The following is a 26,498-nucleotide window of genomic DNA, read 5'->3' as shown; positions in this document are numbered from 1 at the left end:
TCAGTCGGTCAGCGAGGCCGGGTCGACGGACGGCTTCGGCAGCCCGAGCGCGGCGAGCTCCGAACGCCCCTGCGCGTCGATCGGGAACGCCCAAGTGGTGACGAAGAAGTCGGTGAGATCGCGTTCCGCGACGCGGCTCGCGTAGAGGGCGAGGGCCCGGTAGCGCCCGGCGGAGTCCGAGGAGTCCGACTGCGGGTTCTCCTCACGCACCAGCCGGTGCAGGCGCGGCCAGAACGAGTCGCCGAACGCCAGCTCCAACTGCCGCAGCGGAACGAGCTTCTCGTACGCCCCGAAGGACTTCTCGTACGTGAGCCCGTCCGTGCCGAACTTGGCGCGGGCCGACTGGAAGGGGTTGAGCCCCGTCGCCGGGTCGGCGGTCAACAGATTGGAGGGCTGCCCCAGGGCCCGCTGCACGGCCAGGGAGTAGATGTTCACGGTGACCTCGGTCATCGCGGCGGGCTTGTACGCGAACTGCTGATGCAGATGGCCGAGTTCGTGGTAGAGCCCCCAGCCGCGGGTGCGCAGCCCCTGCACCGTCGTGGCCCGGTCGAGGTAGGCGCGCGGGAAGCCGTTGTAGCCATGGGTGGCGTACGCGCCGACGCCGGACGGCACCACCGACACCTCGGTGAAGTGGTAGCCGCCCGCCTTGGGCCGGTGCACGGGCTTGGAGCCGTCGAGACCGCTGATCGCCGACTCCGCGTCGATGATCTGCTCAAGGAGGCGCAGCAGCTCCGCGTGGCTCTCGTCGCGGTACAGCAGGGCGCCCTCGCGGGTCAGCGTCACGGTCGAACGCGGGCCGTGCAGCTCCACGAACGGCACATCGGACATGGTGTCCAACTGCCGTTGGAAGTCGGCCTCTTCGGTGCTTCCGAGCGTGAAGACCGGCATGGGCGTGCTGCCGCTCTTGAGCGCGACCGTGGCTCTCTCCCCGTTGCCCTCCAGGGAGAAGTAGACGGGGCCGCCGTGCGGGTCGGTGACCGTGTTGGCGCCGGCCTTGAGCGGGTAGCGCCGCGGGGCGGTGAGGGTGGCGTAGTAGTCCCACCGGCCGATCCACACGGTCGGCAGTACGCCGTCGTGGGGCTGCACGTCCAGGCGCAGCGGGGTGCCCGCCGCGACGTGGCGGCCCGTCGGCTGGAACTCGGAGGCGCGCAGGGCCTGCCCGAGGCGCAACCGCTCGGCCTCGGCCGACGCGCGGGCGGTGAGCCGCACGGTCGTGGAGGTGGCGGCCTGCGCGGAGCCCGCGCCGAGGGTGAGCGCGAGGCCACCGGCGGCTCCGGCACCGGCCAGCGCGGTGAGCACCGTGCGCCGCCCGGGCCCGGGGCGCGCGTCGGGGCGGCCGGTGGCGGCTCGGTCGTGGGACGTGTCGGCAGGGCGCATGCAGGGACTCCCCAGAAGACGAAGGACGTCGGAAGGATGAGCGGGACGTGGTGCGTGCGAACTGGGCGCCAGCATGTAAGCGTTTGCTGCCGGGTGGCAAGGTGCTGGAGCGATTTTCTGCTCGTTACTACGCCAAGCAGCCCTGAACCGAGCAGGATTGCGCAAGCGGGCGTGGTTCTGCGGTACGGCGAAGGCCGCGGCTCAGGCCTCCCGACGGCTCCCGCTACTCCCGCTGCCACGCGGCGCCGCTGCCGGGGGTGCCACGGAGTCACGGACCACGATCTGCGTGCCCAGACGCAGAGCGCCGGTCGTGGGCGCGCGCCAGTCGTCCTCGTCCCCGCCGTTCAGGGCCACCCGCACGGCCTGCCGGCCCATCTCCTCCAGCGGGATACGGACCGTCGTCAGGCGCGGCCGCAGCTCCTGGGCGACCGGAATGTCGTCGTAGCCGACCAGCGACACGTCCTCCGGCACGCGGAGCCCGGCCTCCTCCAGCGCCTGCGCGGCCCCAGCTGCGACGATGTCATTGGCCGCGAAGACGGCAGTGAACTCCGGCCCGTCCCGCAGCAGTTCGCTCATGCGCCGGTAGCCGAAGGAGCGGCCGAAGGCGCCCGGCTGCTCCAGCTCGGGGACGCGGTCGATGCCGCGCAGTTCGAGCGCGCGCCGGTGCCCGGCGAGCCGGTCGCGCGCCGTCGACAGGGCGGGCGGTCCGCCCAGGTAGAGGATCCGCCGGTGCCCCCGGGTGATCAGGTGGTCGGTGATGGCGAACGCGCCGCCCTCGTTGTCGTACTCCACGTCCACCGTGGGCACGCCCGCGCCGAGCGAGGGACGCCCGCACAGCACGAGCTTGGCGCCGTCCGCGGCCAACTCATGTGCCCTGCGCGAGAGTTCCGACCGGTAGTCGGGGTCGTCGACGCTCCCGCCGACCAGTACCACCGCGTCCGCCCGCCGCTCGTGCATCAGCTCGATGAAGGCCAGCTCGCGCTGCGGATCGCCCTGCGTGCAGCACACCAGACACAGCCGGTCGCCGGCGGTCGCCTCGCGTTCGACGCCGCGCGCGATGTACGCGTAGAACGGGTCGATCAGTTCGTTCACGATGATGCCGACCGTGCGCCCCGAACTGCCGGCGAGGGCGCGGGCGTGGGCGTTGGCCACGTACCCCAGTTCGCGGGCCGCCGCTTCGACGCGCTCGCGGGTGGCGGCGGCGACCGGGTAGTTGCGGTTCATCACGCGGGAGACGGTGGCCGTGGAGACACCGGCGTGCCTGGCGACGTCGACCACCGTCGCGCGGCGCTGCTCCCGGTGACCGGAGCCGCCGGGAGCCGTCGATCGTTGCCGGGCCATCCGGCCCACCCCCTGGTGTTCCTGCCGTGCCGTCGCTGCTCCGCCCGCCCCAGAGCTTATGCCGTGCGGGGTGGGCCCGGTCACGCGATGTGCTCCAAGTCGTCGAGGCGGACGGGGTGGTCGAGCGGTGCTCCGTGCGCGTACCGGGTGAGTTCGTCGACGGCGAGCGCGCCGAGCCGCCCCACCTCGTTGCCCTGGGCGCCCGCCATGTGCGGCGTGATGAGGACGTTGGGCAGGTCCCACAGCGGGTGGTCGGCGGGCAGCGGCTCCGGGTCGGTCACATCGAGCACGGCGTCGATCCGCCCGCTGACCAGGTGCTCGACCAGGGCCTCGGTGTCCACCAGGGGCCCGCGCGCGGTGTTGACCAGCAGGGTGCCGGGTCGCAGCAGGTCCAGGCGGCGGGCGTCGAGCAGCTGCCGGGTCTCGTCGGTGTCGGGCGCGTGCAGGGTGACCACGTCGCTCGCGGTGAGCAGGGTGTCGAGGTCGGTGCGGGTGACGCCGAGCAGGACGGCCTCGGTGTCCTCGATGTACGGGTCATACAGGAGGACCTCGACGTCGAGCGAGCGCAGCAGCCGCACCACCCGGCGGCCGACGTGCGAGGCGCCGACGACCCCGACGGTGAGTCCGCGGGTGCCGATCCAGTGGTGCCGGTCGAGGTCGGCGTCGGTGCGGTGGGTGCGCCGTGTGCGGAAGAGATGGGCGAGCGGGAAGGCCCGTTTGGCGCCCATGATGATCGCCGCGAGGGTGAACTCGGCGACCGGCACGGCATTGGCGGCGGCGGCCGAGGACACCGCGATACCGCGCTCGTAGGCCTCCCGCCCCAGGAAGGGCTTGACGGTGCCGGCCGCGTGGATGACAGCGCGCAGCCGGGGCGCGCCGTCGAGCACGGTGGTGTCGATGGGCGGGCAGCCCCAGCCGGTGAGCAGCACCTCGCACTCGGCGAGCGCGGCGCGCGCCTGCGGGCTGGTGAACTCGCGCAGGACGTGCGGCGGCCGGATGTCGGCCGCGTCCTCGAGCCGGACCCGTACGGCGGGCGGGAAGACGTCGTCGACGACCGAGGAGTGCATCGCCAGAACCGTACGGGGCCGCCGCGGGGGCGGTGTGGTGCCGATGACCGCGGCCTCGGCCCCGGTCGACACCTCGTCAGTGGTACGCACCCTGCCTCCGGACAGTAAACGTGTTCTATCAGGTGACCGCACGCTAAGGACCCTGCCGTACGACCGTCAACCCAAAAGTCAGACTGAGTCCGCGAGTTGGCAGGTCAGCGACTCAAATCCCGTGCAGAGAGCCCAGATTGGAAGGGAGTCGCCATGCAGTGCTTGCCTGAATCTATTGACGGCAGGGTTAAACGCTTACTAACTTGCCGCCGCAGTAACGCAGTTCTTGCGTCACCCGGCCGAACAGGACCGCTCCATGACTGCTTCCGCGCCACCCTCAGCCGTGCCCGGCACCATCCGCAGAACCCTGTGGCAGCGCGTCAAGCGCGACAAGGTGATGCTGCTGCTCTGCCTGCCCGGCTTCCTGTACTTCGTGGTGTTCCACTACGTGCCGCTGCTCGGCTACATGGTCGCCTTCCAGGACTACCAGCCCTACCTGGGCTACATGCACAGCGCCTGGACCGGCTTCGCCAACTTCGCGAGCGCCTTCGCCGACCCCGACTTCTGGTCGGCGACCGCGAACACGCTGGAGATCGCCCTCGTCCAACTGGTCCTGTTCTTCCCCGTGCCGATCGGGCTCGCGCTGCTGCTCAGCAGCATCGTCAGCGACAAGCTGCGGCGCTTCGTGCAGAGCGTCGTCTACCTGCCGCACTTCATCGGCTGGGTCATCATCGTCTCGATCTTCCAGCAGATCCTCGGTGGCGCGGGGGTGGTCCCGGACCTGCTGGAAGCGGTCGGCCTGCCGCACTACGACATGATGACCGACCCGAATGCCTTCCCCTGGCTGCTTGCCCTCCAGGTGATGTGGAAGGACGCCGGCTGGGGCACCATCATCATCCTGGCCGCGCTGCTCAACATCGACCGCGGCCTGTACGAGGCGGCCGCCATGGACGGCGCGGCTCGCTGGCGCCGGTTCTGGCACGTGACGCTGCCCGGCCTCGCCCCGGTGCTCGTACTGCTGCTGATCCTCAACCTCGGCAACATTCTCACGGTCGGCTTCGAACAGATCCTGTTGCAGCGCGACGCCGTCGGCCCCGGCGCCGGCGAAGTGCTCGATACGTACGTCTACTTCCACGGCATCAAGGACAACCAGTGGGGCACCGCGGCCGCGGTCGGTCTGGTGAAGGCGGTCATCGGCACGGCCCTGGTCATCGGCGCCAACAAGTTCGCCCACCGGCTCGGACATGAAGGGGTGTACAGAGGTGCTGACCGCTGAGACGACCGCGGTGGGGACGCGCCGCAAGGCCACGCCCGCCGCACCGGACACCGGACCAGGCGAACTCCGCCCGTCGGGGGCCCGCCCACCGTGGATGGAGCGTCCCACCAGGGCGGGACTCGTCCTCAAGGGCCTCGCCCTGGTCGTCGTCGTGGCCCTCGTCGCGTACCCGCTGCTCGGTGTGATCGGGACGAGCTTCGCCTCGCAGACCGACATCATCCACGCCAACGGGCTCGTCCTGTGGCCCGACCACCCCAACCTCGACGCCTACCGCACGGCCTTCACCGGGGGCCGGGTCACCCGCGCCCTGTTCGTGAGCATCGCGGTCACCCTCGCGGGCACCGCATGCAGCCTCCTCGCCACCATCGGCATGGCGTACGGCCTGTCGCGGCGCGGCATCGTCGGCGGTCGCTTCCTGCTGATGACCGCCCTGTTCACGATGCTGTTCAACGCGGGCGTCATCCCCAACTTCCTGCTGGTCAAGGAGCTCGGCCTCTACAACACGTTCGCCGCCCTGGTCCTGCCGACCATGGTCAGCGCCTTCAACCTCGTGGTGATGCGGGCGTTCTTCATGAACCTGCCGGAAGAGCTGTACGACGCCGCGAAGGTCGACGGCGCGGGCGACTTCCGCACGCTGATACGCGTGGTGCTGCCGCTGTCGAAGGCGGTCATCGCCGTCGTCGGCCTCTTCTACGCGGTCGCCTACTGGAACGCGTACTTCAACGCCCTGCTGTACCTCGGCGACAACGACAAGTGGCCGCTGCCCATGGTGCTGCGCACCTTCATCCTCCAGGGGCAGAACCTCGACACGGCCGCGGCCGGTGAGGCGATAGCCCCGCAGCAGGCCGTGCAGATGGCCGTGCTCGTGATCGCGGTCGTGCCGATCCTGCTCGTCTACCCGTTCCTCCAGCGCTACTTCACCAAGGGCGTCCTCACCGGCGCCGTCAAGGGCTGACCGTCCAGGGCCCGCACGCCGGCGCCGTCAAGGGCTGAGAAGGCCCAGGGCCCGCACACCGGCCGCCACCCCCCGACTTCCGTGTGCCCCTTCACGTTGAGGAGACTTCGCATGCCCGGCACCACGACCATGAACCGCCGCACCATGCTCCGCTGGGGTGTCGGAGCCGGGCTCGGCGTCGCCGCCGCGCCCCTGCTCGCCGCGTGCGGCGACGGCGGTACGGCCGCCAAGGCGGAGGCCAAGAGCGGCAAGTTGCTGCCGGCCACGGCCATCCGCAACATCGGCATCGAGGCCGACCTGCCCGGCACCGTCGCGGGCGTGCCCGACGCGTTTTTGAAGTACCCCACCGAGATGGCCCGGGCCACCAAGGGCACCCCGCTCAAGGGCGCCAAGAAGATCACCGCGGTCACCGAGACCTTCGCCCCGCTGCCCCCGGAGCGCGGCAAGAACGCGGCCTGGCGGGAGATGGAGAAGCTGCTGGGAACGAAGGTCGACTTCACGGCGGTGCCGGCCGACGACTACCCGGCGAAGTTCTCCACGATGGTCGCCGGTGACCAGCTGCCCGACATCTTCATGTACCCGGAGACCGGTGGCGTCGACAACAAGGCGGCCTTCCTCGCCTCGACCTGCGCGGACCTCACCCCTTACCTCGCCGGCGACAAGGTCAAGAAGTACCCCAACCTGGCGGCGATCCCCCAGTACGCCTGGCAGGAGGCCATCTTCGGCGGCAAGCTCTACGGCATCCCGATCGCCAGGTCCGGCAGCGGCGGCGCCGGCTTCTACCGCGCGGACCTGTTCAAGCAGGCGGGTGTGGACAGCCTCGACGGGATCGACAGCCTGGAGCGGCTCGTCGAGCTGGCCAAGGAGCTGACCGACACCAAGAAGAAGCAGTACTTCTTCGCGGGCAGCGGCACGAACCTGCTCGCCATGTCGGCCGGCGCCCAGTACTTCTGGACGCACGACACCAAGTCCGGCAAGTGGACGTACCAGTTGGAGGACGAGGCCTACCGGCACGCCGTCGAGACGGCCGCCAAGCTGTACAAGGCGGGCTGCTTCTACCCCGGGACCGTACAGATGTCGGGTGCCCAGAAGGCGCAGTACACCGACCTGTTCAAGAACGGGAAGGCCGCGTACGTGTACGACGGCATGCCCTCCTACCTCACCACCGGCACCGGATACGTCGACGCGATGAGCGCCATCGACAAGTCCTTCGACGTCCGCCCGATGGTGCCGGTCGGCAAGGACGCGGTCGCCTGGAGCGACAACCCCTCCCTGGAGAACTGCCACATCACCAAGGCGAGCCGAAGCCGGGTCGAGGAGATCCTGCGGCTCGCCGACTTCGCCGCCGCACCCTTCGGCTCGCTCGAGTACACCCTCATGAACTACGGCGTCGAGGGCACCGACTACAAACGCGACAAGCACGGCACCCCCGTCCTCACCAAGCAGGGCACGCAGGACGTCACCGTGCCCTGGACCAAGCTGGCCTCGGCCGCCCCCGCCTTCTTCAGCGCCACACACCCCGAGGCGGCCCGCTACGCCCACGAGGCGTACACGAAGCTCATTCCGATGCTCGCCGAGGACCCCACCCGGGGCTACACCTCTCCCACCTGGGACTCCAAGGGCCTCGGGAGCCTGTACACCATCCACCTCGACGGCGTGAAGGACCTCGTCACCGGGCGCAAGCCGCTCTCGTCGTACGACGCGCTGGTCAAGAAGTGGCGCAACGCGGGCGGCGACAAGTGCCGCGCCGAGTTCAAGCAGGCCGCCGAGCAGGGTGGCAAGAAGGGGGCCAAGTGAGCACCAGCAGACGCACGTTCCTCACCGCCGCGACCGGCGCGGCGGTCGCCGTCCCTCTGTTCGGCGCCCCGGCGCATGCCGCGGGCTTCGACCCCCGACCCGGCTCCGACGGCGTCGGCGACCCGCTGTTCCCGACGCTCGGCAACGGCGGCTACCAGGTCGACCACTACGACCTCACCTTCGACTTCACCCCCGTCACCTACGACTTCACGGCCTCGGTGACCCTGCGCGCCCGGGCCACGCACGACCTGTCGGCGTTCAACCTCGACACGGACGGGCACACCATCGACTCCGTCACGGTCGAAGGACGGCAGGCGCGCACCGCCCTCTCCCTCGGCAAGTCCGGCCAGGAGCTGACCGTCACCCCTGCCGCGCCGATCCACAAGGGCGCCCCGTTCAGGGTCACCGTCCGCTACCACGGCAACGGCAAGGCACCCCGGGCCGGGCTCACCGGCTGGCGGTTCGGAACGGACGGCGGATTCGCCTCCGCCGTGCAGTCCTCGCGCGCGGACACGTTCCTGCCGTGCAACGACACCCCGTCCGACAAGGCCACCTGGACCTTCCACATCACCGCGCCCAAGGGCTACGTAGCCTCGGCCAACGGCGAGTTGACCGGCAAGGACCATCGCGGCGACGGCTCCACCGTATGGCACTTCGCGCTGCGCGAGCGGATGCCCACCGAGCTGCTCGGCATCGCCGTCGTCAAGGGCACGTACCTGTACGGCAGTTCACACACCGGGCTGCCGCTGCGACACATCGTCCCGCAGGGCCGCGAGGACTTCTACGCGTCGATCGTCGCCCGCACACCGGACCATCTGGCCTGGCTGGAGGCGAAGTTCGGGCCGTACCCGTTCTCCGTCTACGGCGTCCACATCTACGACGGGTACACCGACGCGCTCGAGAACACGACGCTCACCCTGATGGGCACCAACTGGTTCAAGGACGACGCGGCCGGCCACCCCACGTACGAGAACACCATGGTCCACGAACTGACCCACCAGTGGTTCGGCGACAGTGTCACCCCGCACGACTGGCAGCAGGCGTGGATCAACGAGGGGCCCGCGGTGTACTACGCGGCCCTCTACAGCGAGGAGCGGGGGTGGTCGCGGATGGCCGACAAGATGCAGGCCACGTACGAGAAGCTGGACGCGATCCGCACGAGCGACGGGCCGCCGGGGCTGCCCAAGGCGCTCGGCGGCACGAACATCTACGACGGCGGCGCGCTCGTGCTCTACGCGCTCCGACTCCACGTGGGGCAGCGGAAGTTCGACCGGGTGATGGGGTTGTGGCCGCGGCGCTTCAGGGGCCGGACCGTCACCAGCGAGGACTTCATCCGGCACGCGGTGGATGTGACGGGGGAGCGGGGGGTCGATCCGTTCCTGCGGGAGTGGTTGTTCGGGGCGAAGAATCCGCCGATGGCCTGATTTCAAGCCCCTCCGGCGATTGAGGGGCGGGGTCCGGGGCGGAGCCCCGGGGTGTCGGAGCGCAATTGCCAGAGGGATCACGAGAGGCCCACTACTCACTTCACCTCAACGAGAGGAAGGCACCGCATGAGATCGGCCATCCGCGTCACCATGACGGCGTTACTGTCCGCCGCGGCGATGGGGCTCACGCTCCTGCCGGCGCCCCGCGCGACCGCCGCCGACACGGCGGTTTTGCACGCCGCGCCCCACGGCGCCGGTTCCGTGTGCACGAGCACCCGACCCTGTTCGCTCGACGGTGCCCGCGACGCCGCGCGGGAAGTGACCGGCAGAAGTGTTCGCGTCGAACTCGTGGGCGGCACCTACGCGTTGAGTCGCCCGCTCGACCTCGGTGCCAAGGACTCCGGTGTCACCTGGGCCGCCGCGCCAGGTGCCCGGCCCGTTCTCTCCGGGGGACGCGCGATCACCGGCTGGTCCGCGAACGCCGACGGAACCTGGACGGCGCCGGTGCCGGAAGGTGTCACCCCGCGACAGCTCTTCGTCGACGGCGTACGGGCCGTCCGCGCGCGCGGCGAGTCCTGTGCCGCCTCCGTGTGCGACGCCACCAAGACAGGCATGACCGGCGCCGAACGCACCGGCATCGACCAGTGGGCGCGGCCCACTGACGCCGAGGCCGTCATCCGGGTGCGCTGGCGCAACTACCACTGCCGGATCGCCTCCGTCAGCGGCGACCTCATGACGTTCGCGCAGCCCTGCTGGACCAACTCCTCCTCCGGCACCGACCGCACGGGACCCGCCTGGGACACCACCACCGTCGACTCCAGCCGGTACGCGAAGGTGTCCTTCTTCGAGAACGCCCGCGAACTCCTCGACAAGCCCGGTGAGTTCGTGTGGAACTCGTCCGCGCGTACGGTCACGTACCTGCCGCGCGAGGGCGAGAATCCGCGCCGCTTCCAGGCGGTCACCCCCGCCACGGAAGGGCTCGTGAACGTCGACGGCGCCCACGACGTCCGCCTCACCGGCATCGGCTTCGCCTACGCCGCCTACCGGCAGCCCGACACCGACGAGGGCTACGCGGGCACCCAGGCCGGACTGACACTCACCGGAGCCACCGGACCCGTCGACCACGCCGGCCGGCACTACACCAAGCCCGCGGCCGCGCTCACCGTCCGCGGCGGCCGTGACGTGGTCGTCGACGACGCCGACTTCACCCGGCTCGGCGGCGCCGGAGTCATCTTCGAGCAAGGCACCCAGGACTCCACCCTCACCCGCTCCCGCTTCACCGACCTGTCCTCCGGCGCCGCCTACATCGGTGACACGGAACCCCGGCCGACCGCCGAACTCACCGGCGCCCGCAACACGGTGTCGTACAACACCGTCCGGCACACCGGCGTCGAGTACACGGACGCCGTCGGCATCTGGGCCGGCTACGAGGCGGGCACCGTCATCGACCACAACACCCTCAACGACCTGCCCTACTCCGGCATCTCCGTCGGCTGGGGCTGGAACCAGCCCGAGGCCCAGAAGTCCGTCCTGCGCGACAACCGCATCACGAACAACCGGATCACCAACGCCATGCGCGTCTCCTACGACCAGCACGACGGCGGCGCCATCTACACGCAGGGCGCCCAGCCCGGCACCGTGATCTCCGGGAACTACCTCAACCGCAGCGCGTACGAGAACACCGAGCGCGACGGCAACGGCATCTACCTCGACGAACAGTCCAGCCACATCACCGTCACCCGCAACGTCCTGACCCGGCTCGGCTACAAGTGGGTCTCCAACTGGGCGGACTACGGCATCGACAACCACGCCACCGGCAACTGGACCGACACCGACGCCCCCGCCCTCGGCGGCACCGGTTCGACCTTGACCGCCAACCACACCAAGCTCGACCGGCTGCCCGCCGAGGCACTGAAGGTGGCCGCGTCGGCCGGCGCGGACCCCCACGGCTGTGTCGAACAGCTCCGCCGCGACCTGGCCCGCACCGGGACCGCCACCCAGTCCTCCACGGACGGCACCGCCACCGCGGCGCGCGCGACCGACGGTGACACCTCCACCGACACCCGCACACTGTCCGAGCCGGGCGCCTGGTGGCAGGTCGACCTCGGCGCCGTCCGGCACATCGGCCAGGTCGAGGTGTGGAACGATGCGTCGATGACAACAGCCGACTTCGACATACAGCTCGCGAGCTCGGCCGACTTCTCCGACGCGACGACCGCGCACATCACGGGCAAGGCCCTGCGCCCCACCCTCCTCGACACCGACGAGGAGGCACGCTACGTCCGCATCAAGCTGAAGGGCACCGGCAGGGTGGGGCTCAGTCACGTGTTGGTGCACCCCTGACGAGGACGCGTACGCGGGTGGGCGGCCATTAGGGTCAACGTATGGATCACGACCCCATGCGCAGCGTCGCCGAGTTCCGCGAGACGTTCGACGGTTCGACCGCGGCCGAGCGTCCCGAACTGGCGGAACACCGGCGGACGTTGCTCAACGAAGAGGCCCGCGAAGCAGCCGAGGCCCTGACCGACCTCGCGAACGCCCTGCGGGCCGGCGACGATCCGGGCACCGCGTACAGGGCGTCGGCCAAGGAGCTGGCCGACGTCCTGTACGTCACGTACGGAGCCGCCGACGCGCTGGGCATCGACCTGCCGGCCGTCTTCGCCGAGGTCCACCGCTCCAACATGAGCAAGCTCGACGCGGACGGCCGGGTCCTGCGCCGGGACGACGGCAAGGTGCTCAAGGGACCCGGGTACCGGCCTCCGGTCCTCGATGGCCTTGTCACGTGGCCGTCCAGGAGCGACGCCTGACCGGGGCACGTCCAGGAGCGATGCCTGGACGGGGCACGTTCGAGCGCTGGACTAGGAGGGCGGCACGGCGGCCGCGTTGAGGACCTGGGTGATGCCGGTGTTCAGGTCCGTGGTGAGACCGGCATCGAAGGCGCGGCGGTAGGCGTCGGTCCCGAGGGCTTCGCGGGTCCGGCGTGCGCACACCTGGTGGGCGGCCACCACCGCGGGGATGCCCGACTGTGCCCGGCCGAGCGTCGCCCACAACTGGGCGGCCAGGCCGAGCAGCCATGCGGCGTCCCCGTGCCGGCCCGTGGCCGTGGCTGCGCGGGCGAGCGTTTCCAGAGCCATGCCGGTGCCGACACCGTCCCTCAGGCGGTGCTTGACAAGCAACGCGTCCCGGGCGTGCCCGTCGGCCTTTTCGTAGTGGCCCAGGGCCAGCTCGGCCTGCGAGCGGACGAAGTCGCCCCAGGCGCGCATGGAGCGCTCGCCGTTCAGGTGACAGGCGACGTTCAGCTCGTCGAGCCAGGCCACGGCCTCCTCGAAGCGGCCCACGGCGACGAGCGTGTGGGTACCGAAGACCAGGGCGGCCAGGGGCTCCAAGGTGAGCGGCTGCACGCGCCAGTCGGTCGCGAGCAGGGATTCGACCCGGGACAGCACCTGCTCGGCGTCGCCGCGCAAGACCCATACCCGCAGCTCGCTGGCGGCCGCGCGACGCCGCTCCGTGTCACCGAAGCGCGCGGCCAGCGCCGTGCACTCGGCCGCCCGTTCCTCAAGAGCGGGGAGGTCGCCCAGGTACACCAGCACGGGACCGCACACGTAAAGCGCCTTGACCCGGGCCGGGGAGGGGGAGGTGTCGGCGGCGAGCGCCAGGTCGAGGAAGTGCCGGCCCTCCTTCACGAACCCGCAGCCGTACCAGAAGAACCACAGCGACGCCGCCATCTCCAGCGCGCCGTGCCCCTCGGAATCGGTCAGGCTGTGCTCCAGCGCGGCGCGGAGGTCGTCGTGTTCGGCGGTCATCCGGTCGTACCAGGCGAACTGGTCGGGCCCGATCCAGGCGGTGTCGCCCGCGCGGGCCAGGGCCAGATAGTGGTCGCGGTGGCGGCCGCGCAGCGTCTCTTCCTCGTCGAGAGCGCTCAGCCAGTGCGCCCCGAACTCACGGATGGTGTCCAGCATCCGGTAGCGCTCGCCGCCCCCGGTGGGCTGCCACGTCAGGATCGACTTCTCCCGCAGCGCGGCGAGCACGGCCGGTACCAGCGGGGCGGGGAGATGGTCGTCCGCGCAGACCTGGCGTGCCGTTTCGCCGTCGAAGCTGCCGGCGAACACCGAGAGCCGCGCCCACAGGAGCCGTTCGGCGGGGGTGCACAGCTGGTGGCTCCAGCCGATCGCGGTGCGCAGGGCCTGATGCCAGGGCGGATCGGCCTCGGTGTCGATGCCGTCGGTGTCGCCGAGGACGGCGAAGCGGTCGTCGAGTCGGTCCGTCAGTTCCCGCACAGGCAGTTCGCGCAGGCGGGCCGCGGCCAGCTCGATCGCCAGCGGCAACCCGTCGAGCCGGCGGCACAGCCGCACCAGCTCCGGGCGATTGGCAGCGGTGACCGTGAAGCCGGGCACGGCCTCCTCGGCGCGCAGCGTCAGCAGAGCCATCGCGTCCGTCGCCCCCGTTGCGTCTGCCTGAGCGTCGTCGGCCCCGGGCACGCGCAGCGGTTCGATCGTGAGGACCCGTTCGCCCGCCACGTTCAGCACCCGGCGGCTCGTCGCCAGGATCCGCAGGTCCGGCGCGGCGCTCAGCAAGGCCTCGATGACGAGCGCGCAGTGATCGGTCAGGTGCTCGCAGGTGTCGAGGGCCAGCAGCAGCTCCCGGTCGGCCAGGTACTCCGCCAGTACGTCGATCATCGGGCGGTTGCTCTGGTCGGTCAGGGGCAGGACCTCCGCGATGACATGCGCGAGCAGAGCGCCCTGTTCGCGCAGCGGCGAGAGCTCCACCAGCCATGCCCCGTCGCGGAAACGCGGCTGGAGTGCGGCGGCGGCCTCCAGCGCCACCCTGGTCTTCCCGACGCCGCCGACCCCGGTCAGGGTCACCAACCGCGTCGGCTCGTCGAGCGTGGGGCCGAGGAAGATCCGCTCGATCTCCGCCACTTCCGCCCGGCGGCCGACCGTCTCCGTGCGCGGCCCGGCCACATTCCCCACCCGCCGCGGTTCATACGGCCCTTCGCGTCGCCGCTCCGCCCCCACCACGTCTTCCCCTCGGCCCGGCCCTACGCCCCGCAGCGTGTGCTGAGAACGGCAGCGTGCCCCACCGCGCGCCGGCACATGCCCGACGGCGTCAACTGTCCGTATCCGCCGCACGGTTGTCCGGTGTGGACCGCAAACAGCCGCGACTGACCGGATGGTGTCCCACTCTGTCGCGATCCCTTCCGACTCCCGAGGGCCCGCCATGACCCTCGTGAAACCCTCGTCCCATCCCGCCTCATAGACTGACCCGGTGACGGACAACACCTGCACCCACTGCGGCACCGGCGGCCTGGAAGACGGATTCATCGAGGACGCGGGGGAGCACTCGCGTGGCTACGCGCGCTGGATCGAAGGCGCCCTGGAGAAGGGCATCTTCGGCGGCGCCAAGCGGCTCGGCCGGCCCCGCCGACGGATCGAGGCGCTGCGCTGCCCTCAGTGCGGGCACCTCGAACTGTTCGCCATCGAGAAGGTGTAGCCGTCAGGTCCTGGTGGGCTCCTCGGCACCGCCGGTGAGTTCCCACGCAGCGATGTCCTGATAGCGCCTCGGCGCCGGCGCGTTGCCGGCGGTGCTGCCGACCAGGTGGAGGCCAAGGGAGCGCCAGCGGCGGCCGGTGAAGGTGTCGAGGGCCGCGGCCGCCTCCGGGACGGTCGTCGTGTCGTGGCGGCGGGCGCGCGCCAGCGTCAGGTGGGGGCGCAGCGGACGCTCCGGAAACTCGACTCCGCAGGCCCTGACCTGCTTCCGGACCGCTTCGGACAGCAGGTGCAGGCCGTCCAGGTCACCCTCCAGGCCGCCCCACAACACGCGGGCGTCGAAGTGGCCGCCGCCCCGCAGCGCCAGCTCGGGGGAGTGCTGGGTGGCTGCGAGGCCGGCGAGCGGCTGCCGGAGCCGTTGGACGGTCGTCAGGGACTGCTCGCCGAGGAACGCCAGTGTGATGTGCCAGTCCTCGATGCGGTTCTGCCGCAGACGAGGGTGGGCGGCGTAGACCGGGCGCAGAGCGAGCGCCAGTTCATCCTTCGCGTCGTCGGGCGGGGCGAGGGCGATGAACGCGCGCAGGGTCGCGGCGGGCTCGGGCGGTTCGGTCACGTGTGCCTTCGTGTCGGTCTCGGTCGATGGTCTGCGGGGCCCGATCGCTCCCGAGTCACTCCAGGATCTCGACGTACCCGTCCGCCCCGTGCACACGGATCCGCCGGCCGTCCCTGATCAGCCGCGTGGCCCCGTCCACGCCCACGACCGCCGGCAGACCGTACTCCCGGGCGATCACCGCGCCGTGCGTCATCAGCCCGCCCACCTCCGTGACAAGGCCCTTGACGGCGACGAACAGCGGCGACCAACTCGGGTCCGTGTACGCCGTGACCAGGATGTCACCGGCCTCGAGATCGGCCTCCGCCATGTCGAGGACGACGCGCGCCCGCCCCTCCACCGTCCCGGCGGACACCGGCAGACCGATCAGCGCGCCGTCCGGCACGTCCTCGCGCCGGTAGGTTCCGCGTACGGCCTCTCCGTCCGAGGTGAGCACGCGCGGCGGGGTGAGCGACTGGTACGTACGGAAGTCGTCCCTGCGCTGCTGGATGAGCCGGCGGTCCGCCCGGTTCGTGCGCACGACGTCGTGGAGTTCCTGGAACGTCAGGTAGTAGATGTCTTCGGTGTCATCGAGCACACCTGCCCGCACCAGGCGCCCCGCCTCCTCCAACAGCGCCCGCTTGTAGACGAAGTAGCGGCGGATGATGCCGTACTTGGGGTACTCGCGGTATCCGATGAAGGTGCGGACGCGCTCGATCATCCGCCGGGTCTCGTCGGCCTTCGCCTCCCCGTCACCGTCCCCGTCCGCAGGAAGGGCGCGCAGGCGTGACAGTACGTCCGCTTCCTTCTGGCGTGCCTTCTCCAGACCCTCCTCGAACCGCCGCGCCGCGGCGCCCGGTTCGAAGTTCCGTACATTGTCGAGGATCACCGGCACGAGCGTGGTGGGGCGTTCGCGCCAGCGCGGCCGGGTGATGTCGATCTCGCCGACGCAGCGCATGCCGTACCGGTCCAGGTAGGCCTCGATGGCGGCGCGCGCCTCGGGTCCGCCGGTGCGCTTCGTCAGCTCGTCGAGGAAGGTGTCGTCCGCGAGCTGCCCGGCGTCCTGGAGGAAGGCCAGCACCTCCGGAAGCGGGCGGATGACATCCGCGACGTCGAGCAGGGCGAGACCCATCTCCGACGTGATGTTGCCGGGGGCGGACAGCGTGAGCGTGTCAGCGGCGTTCTTCTCGCCGAGCCACTCGTACAGCTTGTCGTTGAGCCACCACGTGGCCTCCATGCCCGCCATGATCGCCTGCATGCTCAGCCGGTCACCGAGGGCCCGCTTGTGCTCCTCGAAGGCGTCGAGCAGGAAGTCGAACAGGGCGGGACCGGTCTTCGTCCGGATGTCGCGCTCCAGGGCGGCGATGGACTCCTGGCTGCGCCCGATCAGTCCGGTGACGACGGCCGGGTCGGTCTCGATGGGGGCGGGCGGGCCGCCGCCGGCCGGTGGTGTGGCGGGGGCCGGGTCGGGGAGCGTCGGGACGAAGTCGCCGCGGTCGAGGACGGTTTCGAGGGCGTCCCGGATCAGCGGGTCGCCTCTGCCCACGAGGTCGAGGAGGCCCGCGCGGCTCGTGGGCGCGGCCAGGCGCCGGGTGGCGTCGACGAACAGCCGCCCGCCGGCCTCGTGCATCGGCGCCATCGCCGTGTGCTGCCATACGGAGATGCCCAGCGGCCTCATCGCGTCGGTCATCATCTGCTGATGGCCGACGGAGAGGTAGACGTGATTCTCCTGGTCGTCGCGCTCGGGGACCGGGAACAGCGTCGTGATCGGCCGGCTCTGCACGATCTGGAACTCGGCGTCGGTGCCGGTATCAGTGCCGGTATCGGTGCCGGTATCGGTGTCGGCATCGGTGTCGGCCAGGCACCATTCGATGTCCTGCGGCCGGCCGAAGTGTGCCTCGATGCGGCGCCCGAGCGCGACGAGTCGTACGACCTGCGCATCGGTCAGCGCCGGCTGCTCCTGGCGCCGCGCGTCGACCGTCACTTCCTCCGTGCCGCCGCCCGGGAGCGCGTACACGGCACGCTGCTTGGCGGCGATGGTCCGCTCGACGACCTCGCCGTCCCGCACCCGGAACACGTCCGGGTTCACCAGTCCTGAGACCAGGGCCTCGCCGAGGCCGAAGCCGGCGTCCACGGTGGCCACCTTGCGGTTGCCCGTGACCGGGTCCGCCGTGAACAGGATGCCGGACGATTCCGGGCGGACCATCCGCTGCACGACCACGGCCATGTCGACCGTGCGGTGATCGATGCCGGCCCGCTGACGGTAGGTCACGGCCCGCTCGGAGAACAGCGAGGCCCAGCACCGGCTGATGTGCTCCAGGATCGCCTGCGGCCCGACGATGTTCAGGTACGTGTCCTGCTGTCCTGCGAAGGAGGCCGTCGGCAGGTCCTCGGCCGTCGCGCTGGAACGGACGGCGCAGGCGGCTCCCGCACCCAGGTCCGAGAGCGCGCGGCTGATCCCGGCCGCGAGGTCCTCCGGAACCTCGATCCCCTCGACGATCCCGCGGAGCTCCGCGCTGAGCGTGCGGATCGCCTCCCGGTCGTCCGGATCCGTGCGCGACAGCTGCTCCAGCCGCTCGTCGAGCGACGGCGCGTGTGCCATCACCCGCCGGAAGGCACTCGTCGTCACGCAGAAGCCGGCCGGAACCCGGACACCCTCGATCCGCGCGAGCCCGCCCAGGTGCGCGCCCTTGCCGCCGACGAGCGCGAGGTCCGTCTCGTCGACCTCCTGAAGCCCCACCACATACTGCTCGCTCACTGCGCTGCCTCCCGGGCGGCCGTGCCTGATGACGGACAACTGATAGCTCACTACGGATCTACGGTTCTGCGGATCTGCGGATTGCCGATTACGGACTACGGATTATGACTCCAACGCCGCTCGGCGCAGATGCTCGGCCAGCGCCTCGGCCGCCGGGGACGCGGCGCCGTCCTTCGCGCCCCAGGCCAGCAGATGGCGCCGCCGGGCCCACGGATCCTGCAACTCGCATACGTCGAGGGGGTGTCGGGGGTCGATCGCGCGGCGCGGCACGACGGCGAGCCCGGCGCCCGCTGCGGCGAGGGAGACGAGGACGTTCAGGTCTGCGACGGTGGTGCGATGGCGCACCACCGGGGCGTTCGGCCCGAGCCGCTTCTCGATCCAGCGGCGCAGCGAGGAGCCGGCGTCGAGGCCGACGAGCGGATGCTCGGCGACCTCGCTGTACGTCAGTGAGGTCCGCCCGCCGAGGACCCCTCCCGCCTGGCCGATCACGACGAGGGAGTCGTCGCCCAGCGGTTCCGTGCGCAGTCCGCTGTCACCGGCCTCGTCGTCGATGACGACCCCCAGGTCCGCGTCGCCGTCGGCGAGCCTGCGTACGGTCCGTGGTGTGCGGCTCTCGGACACGGTGACGTCGGTGTCCGGATGGGCGCGCAGGAACGGGATCAGGGCGGCCGGTACGAGCCGGTGCATCGCGGATCCGCCGCCCAGCAGGGTGAGTTGGGCGTTCGGGGACCGGGTGTAGCTCGCGACGGCGCTGTCGAGGCGGGCGGTCCGGTCGAGTACGTCGCGTGCGTGGCGGGACAGCGTCGCTCCCGCGGGAGTGGGCCGTACGCCCCGGCGGCCGCGGATCAACAGCGCCACCCCGGCGTGGTGTTCCAGCGAGCGCACCCGGGCGCTGGCCGAGGGCAGGCTCAGGTGCATGCGCCGGGCGCCCGCCGTGATCGAGCCCTCCGTGACGATGTGGAGGAAGAGTCGCAGGTCGTCCAGGTCGTAGCGCACCGGCCCAGCGTAGGGCACACCTCAGGGAACAGCCTTAGGGTCAGCCTTAGGCAGGGAACGTCGATTCCGCATTGTGGCGCCGATCGTCGGCGGGTGATGCTCTGCGGGTGATGGAGCCCTTTCTTGTCCTGTTGGCCGGTGTCGCCGCCGGAGCCCTGAACGCCGTCGGAGGCGGCGGGACCTTTGTGGCGCTGCCCGCGCTCGTCGCCGTCGGACTGCCGCCGGTGGTCGCGAACGCGGTGTCGCGCGTCGCCCTCGTGCCCGGCGCGGTCACCAGCGCGTGGGTCTACCGGCGCGAACTCGCCCCCGTAGGGCCCACGTCCACCACCGCGCTGACGGCGACGAGTGTGGCGGGCGGCGCCGTCGGCGCGGGTCTCCTGCTGGTGCTTCCGGCGGCCTCTTTCGCCGCCGCGGTGCCGTGGCTGCTCGCGTTCGCGACGCTGGTCCTGGCCTTCGGGCGGCACCTTTCGAGTGCGCTGACCCGGGTGCTGGGGCGCCCGGTCGGCATGAGCGGGCGTGCCGCTCTGATCGGACAGTTCGTCCTCGGTGTGTACGGCGGTTACTTCGGCGGAGCCGTAGGCATCCTGATGCTGGCGCTGTGGGGCATCGGCTTCGGTCTCGACGCCGCGGCCGGCAATCCGATGCGGGTGACCCAGCTCGCCGCCATGTACCTCAGCGCGACCGTGCTCTTCCTGCTGGCCTCGGACGCGCTGTCCGCTCCGCTGCTCCTGGTGGCCATGCTGGTCGGCGCGGTGGCGGGCGGTTTCGCAGGGGCCCACCTGGCGCGCCGCCTCTCCGCCCGGCTGCTGCGGGGCGTTCTGCTGGCGACGGCCGTGACCACGACCGTGCTGTATTTCCTGCGTGGCTGACCGGGCTGACCGGGCGGGCAGGGGAGCGGTGGGGAGGTGCCTTATGGCGGTCCCGTCCGCGGTTCGATAGAAACGGTAACCATGGAACCCCGCCCCACCGGATACACCCCCGAGGCATACGGCGCGGTCACCGTGCTCGTCGGTGCCCGCAACGGCGCCTACCCGGGCGCCAATTCACTGCTCGTACGCGGTACGAGTGCCTCGCTCGTCGTCGACCCTTCGCTGTCCCTCGTCGACGACGCGCCGCCCGCGGACCTGGTCCTGGTGAGTCACGCCCATGAGGACCACATCGCCGGCCTCGGACGCTACGAGGTGCCGGTGCATGTGCACCGCGGCGACCTCGACGCGCTGCGCTCGCGCGCGGCCCTCGTCTCCGCGCTCGGACTGCCCCCGGACACGGTCGACGCCGTCGACGCGGCGATGCGGGACGAGTTCCACGTGGAGGGCCGCCCGGATGCGCAGGCCTTCAAGGACGGCACCGTGTTCGACCTGGGAGGGCGGACGGTGACCGTCGTCCACCTGCCCGGACACACCGCGGGCCACAGCGGATTCCTGATCGAACCGGACGGCTTCCTGTTCGTCGCGGACATCGACCTCACCTCCTTCGGCCCGTACTACGGCGACGTGGGCAGCAGCCTCGTCGACTTCGAGGCGTCGATGCGGCGGTGCGCGGAGATCGACGCCCGCTGGTACGGCACCGCCCACCAGAAGGGTGTGATCGAGGGAGCGGCCGAGTTCCGCAGTCGGCTCGACGCCTACGCCGGAGTGGTGGAGAAGCGGGACGCCGCACTGCTCGCCTTCCTGAGCGAACCGCACACACCGGACGAGATCGCCGACCACCGGCTGGTGTACCGGCCGCATGTCGAGGGGGCGCACATCCGGCCCGTTGAACTGCGCACGGCGCGGAGGCACTTGGACCGTCTGCTGGGGCAGGGACGGGTCGAGGAAGTGGCGACTGGCCGCTTCCGCGCCGCGTAGAGACGCAGCACAGAGGGAGGCTCTCGGCGCCCACGAACTCAGACCAGCGCCGTGACCAGCACGGCGAACGCGGCGATGATGACGGCGACGCGGACGTAGTGGTAGCGGTCCCAGCGGCTCGTCTGCTCCTTCCAGTCCGCGGGCCGGGTCTCGGCGGTCCACGTCTTGCCCCGGTTGTTGATCGGGACGAGCAGCAGGATGGACATGAGGATGCTGACGACGAGCAGTGCGGCGGCGGTGACGAGCAGGCCCGTGCCGCCGTCGCCCCACGTGGCGGCCGTCCAGATCGCGATGAGGACGAGCGATCCGAAGTACCAGAACGGCATCACGGCGCCGAGCATCCGGCCGCCGTGGGAGCGGGCCTGCTGATTGGCGTCATCGGGGAGACCGCTGAAGGTGCGGTTCATGACGAAGGCGACGGAGAACTCCACCCCCACCATCACGCCGAGAACCACGGTGGTGATGACCTCAAGTGCGTCGAGCATGGTGACCCCTCCTGAGATATCTAGCGGCGCTAGATGATGAGGCAACGCTAGCGCTACTGCCGCTCGGTTGTCTAGCGATGCTAGGATCGGGCCATGTCGGTACAGGAACGCAAGGAGCGCGAACGCGCGAGCCGCGAGCGCCTCATCGTCGCGACGGCCCGCGAACTCGCCGAGCAGCAGGGCTGGGACGCGGTCACCACCCGCAAGTTGGCCGAGCGCATCGAGTACAGCCAGCCCGTCCTCTACAGCCACTTCCGGGGCAAGCGCGAGATCATCGGCGCCGTGGCCCTCGAAGGTGCCACCGAGCTGGCCACGGCGCTGCGCGCCGCGACCGCCGCGGTGGAGGACCCGCGCGCCCGGGTCACCGCCCTCGCCCGCGCCTATCTCGACTTCGCCGAGAAGAACCCCGCGGTCTACGACGCCGTGTTCCGGCTCGACGGAGGCCTGGCGTTCGCGCGCGAGGACACCCCGGAACCGTTGAAGGAGGGCTTCGCCGCACTGATGGAGACCCTCGACGCGGTCGCGGGGGAGGGGGTCCACCCGGGACTCTTCACCGAGGTGTTCTGGGCCTGCCTGCACGGCCTCGCGACCCTGTCGAGATCGGGTCGGCTGCCGGCGGAGTACGCCGAGCAGCGGCTGGAGTTGCTGGTGGATCGACTGCCCGTGGTGTGAGACACCCGGGCGGCGAACTCACGTGAGGCCGGGCTCGCTCCCGACAACTCGCCGAACAACGTGCCCACCGTGTGAAGGCGGCCGGGGAGTCCGGTGCAGTTCGTCAACCCGGTGCCGACTGGCAGAACATGGCGGATCGCGGCTCGTTACGCCCACTGAGACCGGCTGCGGAACCTGTCGCCTGATGAGCGCACGGGGGAGTGCACACCCCGCAGCCGGCCTCTTCCCCTCCGGCCGGCCCCGCTTCCTCGAACCAGCGGGGCCGGCTGCTCCCTTTCAGCGGGTCAACGGATCGTCGCCCAGCGTGGTCCGAGGGGGCGGGGCCGGGGTGATCGTGCGGTAGGCGGCGCGGGCGTGGGTGACGCGGGCCCACAGGGTGCCGACGAGGGTGGCGGTCAGGAGGCAGGTCAGCCAGAGGGTGTCGCGGTGGCCGATCCAGTTGAGGGTGCCCGCGGGTGGTATCGCGAAGCCGTTGAGGAACAGCCAGCACAGCACGGCGGTGCCGGGCGCCGCGGTGAACCTGGCGCAGAAGCCGAGGCCCGCGGCGAGCAGGGCGAGCGCGGTGAGCGCGAGCCAGGGGCGGCCCGGTCCGAGGAACGTGTTGATGAGTGCCACAAGCAGGAGGGCGGTGCCGCCGGTTACCGCCCACACCAGCGGTGTGGCCACGGGGCGGGGAACGGGACGCGGTCCGGTGCTCTCGATGGACACCCACTTGATCACGCGCACGGTTCCTTCCGGCCGGGTTCGGACGCCAGGGTCGTATTCTCTCCCACCGCTCCGCGCGGTCGGAAGTCCCGGTCCGGTTGGTCGGAATCATGCGTTCCATGCAATTTGTGCCGGTAGTTTGGGCGTGTGCACCGGCCCCCGGCGTCCGGAATTCGGATGGCCACTGGTCAAGGCGTTTACGTGCGCGTAACACTTACCCCTGTCCCACGCACGGCAATGGCGCCGGGCGCTCATCGAACGACCGGACCCGAGCGAGCCGCACCCGCAGGGAGATGGCGACTGCCGAGCCCGAAAGGCTTTCAGTGACGACGCGATCCAACACGCAGGACATCCTCGGCAACCTCCTTGCCGAGATCGAAAAGCGAAACCCCGCGCAGCCCGAGTTCCACCAGGCCGTGCACGAGGTCCTCGAGACTCTCGCGCCGGTGATCCAGGCCCGTCCCGAGTACGCCGAGGCCGGCCTCGTGGAGCGGCTGTGCGAGCCCGAGCGGCAGGTCATGTTCCGGGTGCCGTGGCAGGACGACCGCGGCCGGGTCCACGTCAACCGCGGGTTCCGCGTCGAGTTCAACAGCGCGCTCGGCCCGTACAAGGGCGGCCTGCGCTTCCACTCGTCGGTCAACCTCGGTGTCATCAAGTTCCTGGGCTTCGAGCAGATCTTCAAGAACGCGCTGACCGGTCTCGGGATCGGCGGCGGCAAGGGCGGCAGCGACTTCGACCCGCACGGGCGCAGCGACGCCGAAGTCATGCGGTTCTGCCAGTCGTTCATGACGGAGCTGTACCGCCACATCGGCGAGCACACCGACGTCCCGGCCGGTGACATCGGCGTGGGCGGCCGCGAGATCGGCTACCTCTTCGGCCAGTACCGGCGCATCACCAACCGCTGGGAGTCGGTCCTCACCGGCAAGGGCCAGGGCTGGGGCGGTTCCCTGATCCGCCCGGAGGCGACCGGCTACGGCAACGTCCTGTTCGCCGAGGCGATGCTGCGCGAGCGCGGGGAGGACCTGGAGGGGCAGACGGCAGTCGTCTCCGGCTCCGGCAACGTCGCGATCTACAGCATCGAGAAGCTGCACGCCCTCGGTGCCAACCCGATCACCTGCTCCGACTCCTCTGGCTACGTCGTGGACGAGAAGGGCATCGACCTCGAACTGCTCAAGCAGATCAAGGAGGTTGAGCGCGGCCGCGTCGACGCGTACGCCGAACGCCGCGGCTCCTCCGCCCGGTTCGTGCCAGGCGGGCGCGTCTGGGACGTCCCCGGTGACGTGGCGCTGCCGTCGGCCACGCAGAACGAGCTGGACGAGAACGACGCCGCCGCCCTCATCCGCAACGGCGTCAAGGCGGTCTCCGAGGGCGCGAACATGCCGACGACGCCCGAGGCCGTACACCTGCTCCAGAAGGCGGGCGTCGCCTTCGGCCCCGGCAAGGCGGCCAACGCGGGCGGCGTCGCCGTCAGCGCGCTGGAGATGGCCCAGAACCACGCCCGTACGAAGTGGTCCGCGCAGCGGGTCGAGGACGAGCTGGCCCACATCATGAAGGACATCCACGACACCTGCCACGAGACCGCCGAACGCTACGGCGCCCCCGGCGACTACGTGACGGGAGCGAACATCGCGGGCTTCGAACGCGTCGCCGACGCGATGCTGGCGCAGGGCGTCATCTGAGCCCGAGCGGCGGTGAGTTGTAGAGGGTGGGGCGGCGCGTGCCGCCCCACCCTTTTCCCTGTGCGGCCGGAGTGAGGCCAGTGCGCGGCCAGTTGGTCCGGTACGGCGGTGGCGGATCCGATGCCTCCGGCCTAGCGTGAAGTGCTCCGCCCCGGAACACCCGCCAGGGAGGCACCGCATGACCAGTCAGGACCGACAGACCGTGCCCGGCTCGTCGGCCGAGCTCGGCGCCGCCCACGCATCCGCCGCACTGCTGGAACAGCTGGCCGACAAGCTCGGCGGCCGGGCCTCCGTCGCCGCGGTCTTCGGTGAGCCGGTCTTCCGGGAGGGCATCACCGTCGTCCCGGTCGCCCAGGTCGGCTTCGGCTTCGGTGGTGGCGCCGGGCGCGAGAAGGCGGGGGACAAGGACGGGGAGGGCGGCGGAGGCGGAGGCGGCGCCGGGGCCAAGCCGCTCGGCTTCATCGAGATCAAGGACGGGACCGCCACCTACAAGCCGATCCGTGACCCGTGGGTGGACGTGGCCCTGCCGCTCGCCACGCTGCTGGTCGGCGTCGCCGGGAGCAGGATGCTGCGCGCGGCGGCGAAGTCCCGGTCGGGGCGGCGCGGGAAGGCGGAGTGACGTGACGGTCGAAGGGGTCGAGGCGCGGGCCATTCCGGCTCAGCGGCGTGATGATCGCGGTCTGCCCTGGGTCGGGCAGCTCTTCGCGTACTCGAAGGATCCGGTCGCGTTCTACCGGCGGGGCTGGGAGCGGTACGGGCCGGTCGCCCCGTTCCATGTGCTGGGCAAGAACTCGGCGATGCTGCTCGGTCCCGACGCCTGCGGCGAGGCGCTGCTGAACAAGGACAAGGCGTTCGCCAACGAGCCGGCGTGGGCGCAGCTCGTCGGGCCCTTCTTCCACCGCGGGCTGATGCTCATCGACTTCGACGAGCACAAGGCGCACCGCCGGATCATGCAACAGGCCTTCACCCGCGAGCGGTTGGCGGCGTACACCCGGCGCCTCCACCCCGCCATCGAGCACGGCATGGCGGGCTGGGAGGAGAGCGCGGAGTTCCCCTCGTACTGGAAGCTGAAGCAGCTCACGCTCGACATCGCGGCCGACCTGTTCATGGGCGGCGCGAAGGACACCGGCCAGGCGGAGATGGACCGGGTCAACAAGGCGTTCATCGCCTGCGTGCAGGCCGCCGCGGGCGTCGTACGCGCCGACGTGCCGTTCACCCGGTGGGGCAAGGCCTACCGCGGACGCAAGGTGCTGGAGCAGTTCCTGCGCCACTACCTCCCGGCGAAGCGCGCCGAGCAGACCGACGACATCTTCTCGGTCCTGTGCCACATCGAGACGGAGGACGGCGAGCGGTTCACCGACGACGACGTCGTCAACCACATGATCTTCCTCATGATGGCGGCGCACGACACCTCGACCGTCACCACCTCCACGATCCTCCAGCACCTCGGCCAGCACCCCCACTGGCAGGAACGCTGCCGCGCGGAGGCGCTCGCCCTGGGCCCCGCGCCGTCGATGGCCGAGCTCGAGGGCATGGAGTCGATGGACCTGGTGATGCGCGAGGCGCTGCGGCTGCGGGCGCCGGTCCCGACGCTGGTCCGGTACGCGGTCAAGGACACGACGATCCAGGGCGTGCGCATCCCCGCAGGGACGGACGTCCTCGTGGGCGTCCAGTTCAGCCACCTCATGGACGAGTACTGGACGAACCCCACGGCCTTCGACCCGGACCGCTTCGGCCCCGACCGCCGGGAGGACCGCTCGCACCGGTACGCCTGGGAGCCCTTCGGCGGCGGCGTGCACAAGTGCATCGGCCTGTACTTCGCCGGCCTGGAGATCAAGGCGATCATGCACCGCCTGCTGCGCACCCACCGCTGGACGGTCGACCCCGCCTACGAGCCGCCGATGGACTACCACTCCCTGCCGTTCCCCAAGGACGGTCTGCCCATCTCCTTGACCCGACGCTGACCTGTCCGGTTACCTCCTGGTTGTCTGTAAAGTTCCTTTAGGGACTTTCG

At 70.7% G+C, this 26,498-nt stretch carries 22 protein-coding genes; 13 read left to right on the top strand and 9 right to left on the bottom strand.

Annotated features, from left to right (window positions below):
• The 3 genes from ACYSUO_RS21115 to ACYSUO_RS21105 all read right to left on the bottom strand — a co-directional run bounded on the left by ACYSUO_RS21115 (nucleotide 1) and on the right by ACYSUO_RS21105 (nucleotide 3,875).
• Entirely contained in the window at nucleotides 1-1,377 is a 1,377-nt protein-coding gene (locus ACYSUO_RS21115) for a M60 family metallopeptidase (protein WP_461777749.1), read from the bottom strand.
• 201 nt (nucleotides 1,378-1,578) lie between these two features.
• Nucleotides 1,579-2,718, bottom strand: coding sequence for a LacI family DNA-binding transcriptional regulator (locus ACYSUO_RS21110; protein ID WP_461777748.1), 1,140 nt, complete (start codon nucleotides 2,716-2,718; stop codon nucleotides 1,579-1,581).
• A gap of 80 nt (nucleotides 2,719-2,798) precedes the next feature.
• Complete coding sequence (locus ACYSUO_RS21105; RefSeq protein ID WP_461777747.1) at nucleotides 2,799-3,875, bottom strand: hydroxyacid dehydrogenase; 1,077 nt, start codon at nucleotides 3,873-3,875, stop codon at nucleotides 2,799-2,801.
• Nucleotides 3,876-4,131: 256 nt separating this feature from the next.
• Between ACYSUO_RS21105 and ACYSUO_RS21100 the strand changes: the two genes are divergently transcribed.
• The 6 genes from ACYSUO_RS21100 to ACYSUO_RS21075 all read left to right on the top strand — a co-directional run bounded on the left by ACYSUO_RS21100 (nucleotide 4,132) and on the right by ACYSUO_RS21075 (nucleotide 12,074).
• Nucleotides 4,132-5,091 (top strand): ABC transporter permease, encoded by a 960-nt coding sequence (locus ACYSUO_RS21100; RefSeq protein ID WP_461777746.1) that lies wholly within the window; start codon nucleotides 4,132-4,134, stop codon nucleotides 5,089-5,091.
• Between the two features lie 94 nt (nucleotides 5,092-5,185).
• The gene (locus tag ACYSUO_RS21095) at nucleotides 5,186-6,046 is read left to right on the top strand and encodes a carbohydrate ABC transporter permease (RefSeq protein ID WP_461777873.1); all 861 of its coding nucleotides are present in this window, start codon (nucleotides 5,186-5,188) and stop codon (nucleotides 6,044-6,046) included.
• Nucleotides 6,047-6,157: 111 nt separating this feature from the next.
• Nucleotides 6,158-7,843, top strand: coding sequence for a type 2 periplasmic-binding domain-containing protein (locus ACYSUO_RS21090; RefSeq protein WP_461777745.1), 1,686 nt, complete (start codon nucleotides 6,158-6,160; stop codon nucleotides 7,841-7,843).
• On the top strand, nucleotides 7,840-9,267 hold the full coding sequence (locus tag ACYSUO_RS21085; RefSeq protein ID WP_461777744.1) for a M1 family metallopeptidase: 1,428 nt from the start codon (nucleotides 7,840-7,842) through the stop codon (nucleotides 9,265-9,267). Before ACYSUO_RS21090 ends, ACYSUO_RS21085 begins: the two co-directional genes overlap by 4 nt.
• Nucleotides 9,268-9,393: 126 nt before the next feature.
• Complete coding sequence (locus tag ACYSUO_RS21080) at nucleotides 9,394-11,610, top strand: right-handed parallel beta-helix repeat-containing protein (RefSeq protein WP_461777743.1); 2,217 nt, start codon at nucleotides 9,394-9,396, stop codon at nucleotides 11,608-11,610.
• A 41-nt stretch (nucleotides 11,611-11,651) separates the two neighbouring features.
• Nucleotides 11,652-12,074, top strand: a complete 423-nt coding sequence (locus ACYSUO_RS21075) for a pyrophosphohydrolase domain-containing protein (protein ID WP_461777742.1) — start codon at nucleotides 11,652-11,654, stop codon at nucleotides 12,072-12,074.
• A 51-nt stretch (nucleotides 12,075-12,125) separates the two neighbouring features.
• Here ACYSUO_RS21075 and ACYSUO_RS21070 read toward each other — a convergent pair whose 3' ends face one another.
• Nucleotides 12,126-14,228, bottom strand: a complete 2,103-nt coding sequence (locus tag ACYSUO_RS21070; RefSeq protein ID WP_461777741.1) for an ATP-binding protein — start codon at nucleotides 14,226-14,228, stop codon at nucleotides 12,126-12,128.
• Between the two features lie 304 nt (nucleotides 14,229-14,532).
• On the opposite strand from ACYSUO_RS21070, the gene ACYSUO_RS21065 reads away from it, so the two are divergent.
• Nucleotides 14,533-14,757, top strand: coding sequence for a hypothetical protein (locus ACYSUO_RS21065; protein ID WP_461777740.1), 225 nt, complete (start codon nucleotides 14,533-14,535; stop codon nucleotides 14,755-14,757).
• A 3-nt stretch (nucleotides 14,758-14,760) separates the two neighbouring features.
• Here ACYSUO_RS21065 and thpR read toward each other — a convergent pair whose 3' ends face one another.
• The 3 genes from thpR to ACYSUO_RS21050 form a co-directional block, all read right to left on the bottom strand.
• Entirely contained in the window at nucleotides 14,761-15,366 is a 606-nt protein-coding gene (gene thpR / locus ACYSUO_RS21060) for an RNA 2',3'-cyclic phosphodiesterase (protein WP_461777739.1), read from the bottom strand.
• 55 nt (nucleotides 15,367-15,421) lie between these two features.
• Nucleotides 15,422-18,100: a rifamycin-inactivating phosphotransferase gene (gene rph, locus ACYSUO_RS21055; protein ID WP_461777738.1), complete on the bottom strand. Its 2,679-nt coding sequence runs from the start codon at nucleotides 18,098-18,100 to the stop codon at nucleotides 15,422-15,424.
• Nucleotides 18,101-18,202: 102 nt separating this feature from the next.
• The gene (locus tag ACYSUO_RS21050) at nucleotides 18,203-19,096 is read right to left on the bottom strand and encodes a LysR family transcriptional regulator (RefSeq protein ID WP_461777737.1); all 894 of its coding nucleotides are present in this window, start codon (nucleotides 19,094-19,096) and stop codon (nucleotides 18,203-18,205) included.
• 110 nt (nucleotides 19,097-19,206) lie between these two features.
• Here ACYSUO_RS21050 and ACYSUO_RS21045 point away from each other — a divergent pair, with 110 nt between their 5' ends.
• Nucleotides 19,207-19,965, top strand: a complete 759-nt coding sequence (locus ACYSUO_RS21045) for a sulfite exporter TauE/SafE family protein (protein WP_461777736.1) — start codon at nucleotides 19,207-19,209, stop codon at nucleotides 19,963-19,965.
• Between the two features lie 81 nt (nucleotides 19,966-20,046).
• On the top strand, nucleotides 20,047-20,943 hold the full coding sequence (locus tag ACYSUO_RS21040) for an MBL fold metallo-hydrolase (RefSeq protein ID WP_461777735.1): 897 nt from the start codon (nucleotides 20,047-20,049) through the stop codon (nucleotides 20,941-20,943).
• A gap of 38 nt (nucleotides 20,944-20,981) precedes the next feature.
• Here the strand turns inward: ACYSUO_RS21040 and ACYSUO_RS21035 are convergent, their stop codons facing one another.
• Nucleotides 20,982-21,428 (bottom strand): anthrone oxygenase family protein, encoded by a 447-nt coding sequence (locus ACYSUO_RS21035; protein ID WP_461777734.1) that lies wholly within the window; start codon nucleotides 21,426-21,428, stop codon nucleotides 20,982-20,984.
• Between the two features lie 93 nt (nucleotides 21,429-21,521).
• Here ACYSUO_RS21035 and ACYSUO_RS21030 point away from each other — a divergent pair, with 93 nt between their 5' ends.
• Nucleotides 21,522-22,100, top strand: coding sequence for a TetR/AcrR family transcriptional regulator (locus tag ACYSUO_RS21030; protein WP_461777733.1), 579 nt, complete (start codon nucleotides 21,522-21,524; stop codon nucleotides 22,098-22,100).
• A gap of 276 nt (nucleotides 22,101-22,376) precedes the next feature.
• Here the strand turns inward: ACYSUO_RS21030 and ACYSUO_RS21025 are convergent, their stop codons facing one another.
• Nucleotides 22,377-22,820, bottom strand: coding sequence for a hypothetical protein (locus ACYSUO_RS21025; RefSeq protein WP_461777732.1), 444 nt, complete (start codon nucleotides 22,818-22,820; stop codon nucleotides 22,377-22,379).
• A 308-nt stretch (nucleotides 22,821-23,128) separates the two neighbouring features.
• On the opposite strand from ACYSUO_RS21025, the gene gdhA reads away from it, so the two are divergent.
• From gdhA to ACYSUO_RS21010, 3 genes are all read left to right on the top strand, one after another.
• Nucleotides 23,129-24,484 (top strand): NADP-specific glutamate dehydrogenase, encoded by a 1,356-nt coding sequence (gene gdhA, locus ACYSUO_RS21020; protein WP_461777731.1) that lies wholly within the window; start codon nucleotides 23,129-23,131, stop codon nucleotides 24,482-24,484.
• Nucleotides 24,485-24,662: 178 nt separating this feature from the next.
• Nucleotides 24,663-25,103 (top strand): spore germination protein GerW family protein, encoded by a 441-nt coding sequence (locus tag ACYSUO_RS21015; protein WP_461777730.1) that lies wholly within the window; start codon nucleotides 24,663-24,665, stop codon nucleotides 25,101-25,103.
• A gap of 1 nt (nucleotide 25,104) precedes the next feature.
• Nucleotides 25,105-26,448 (top strand): cytochrome P450, encoded by a 1,344-nt coding sequence (locus ACYSUO_RS21010; RefSeq protein ID WP_461777729.1) that lies wholly within the window; start codon nucleotides 25,105-25,107, stop codon nucleotides 26,446-26,448.
• Nucleotides 26,449-26,498 lie beyond the last annotated feature (50 nt).

It is taken from the genome of Streptomyces sp. UC4497, assembly GCF_054871485.1.
The sequence above is the reverse complement of the archived record's forward strand: the minus strand, read 5'-3'. Positions and strand labels throughout refer to the sequence as shown.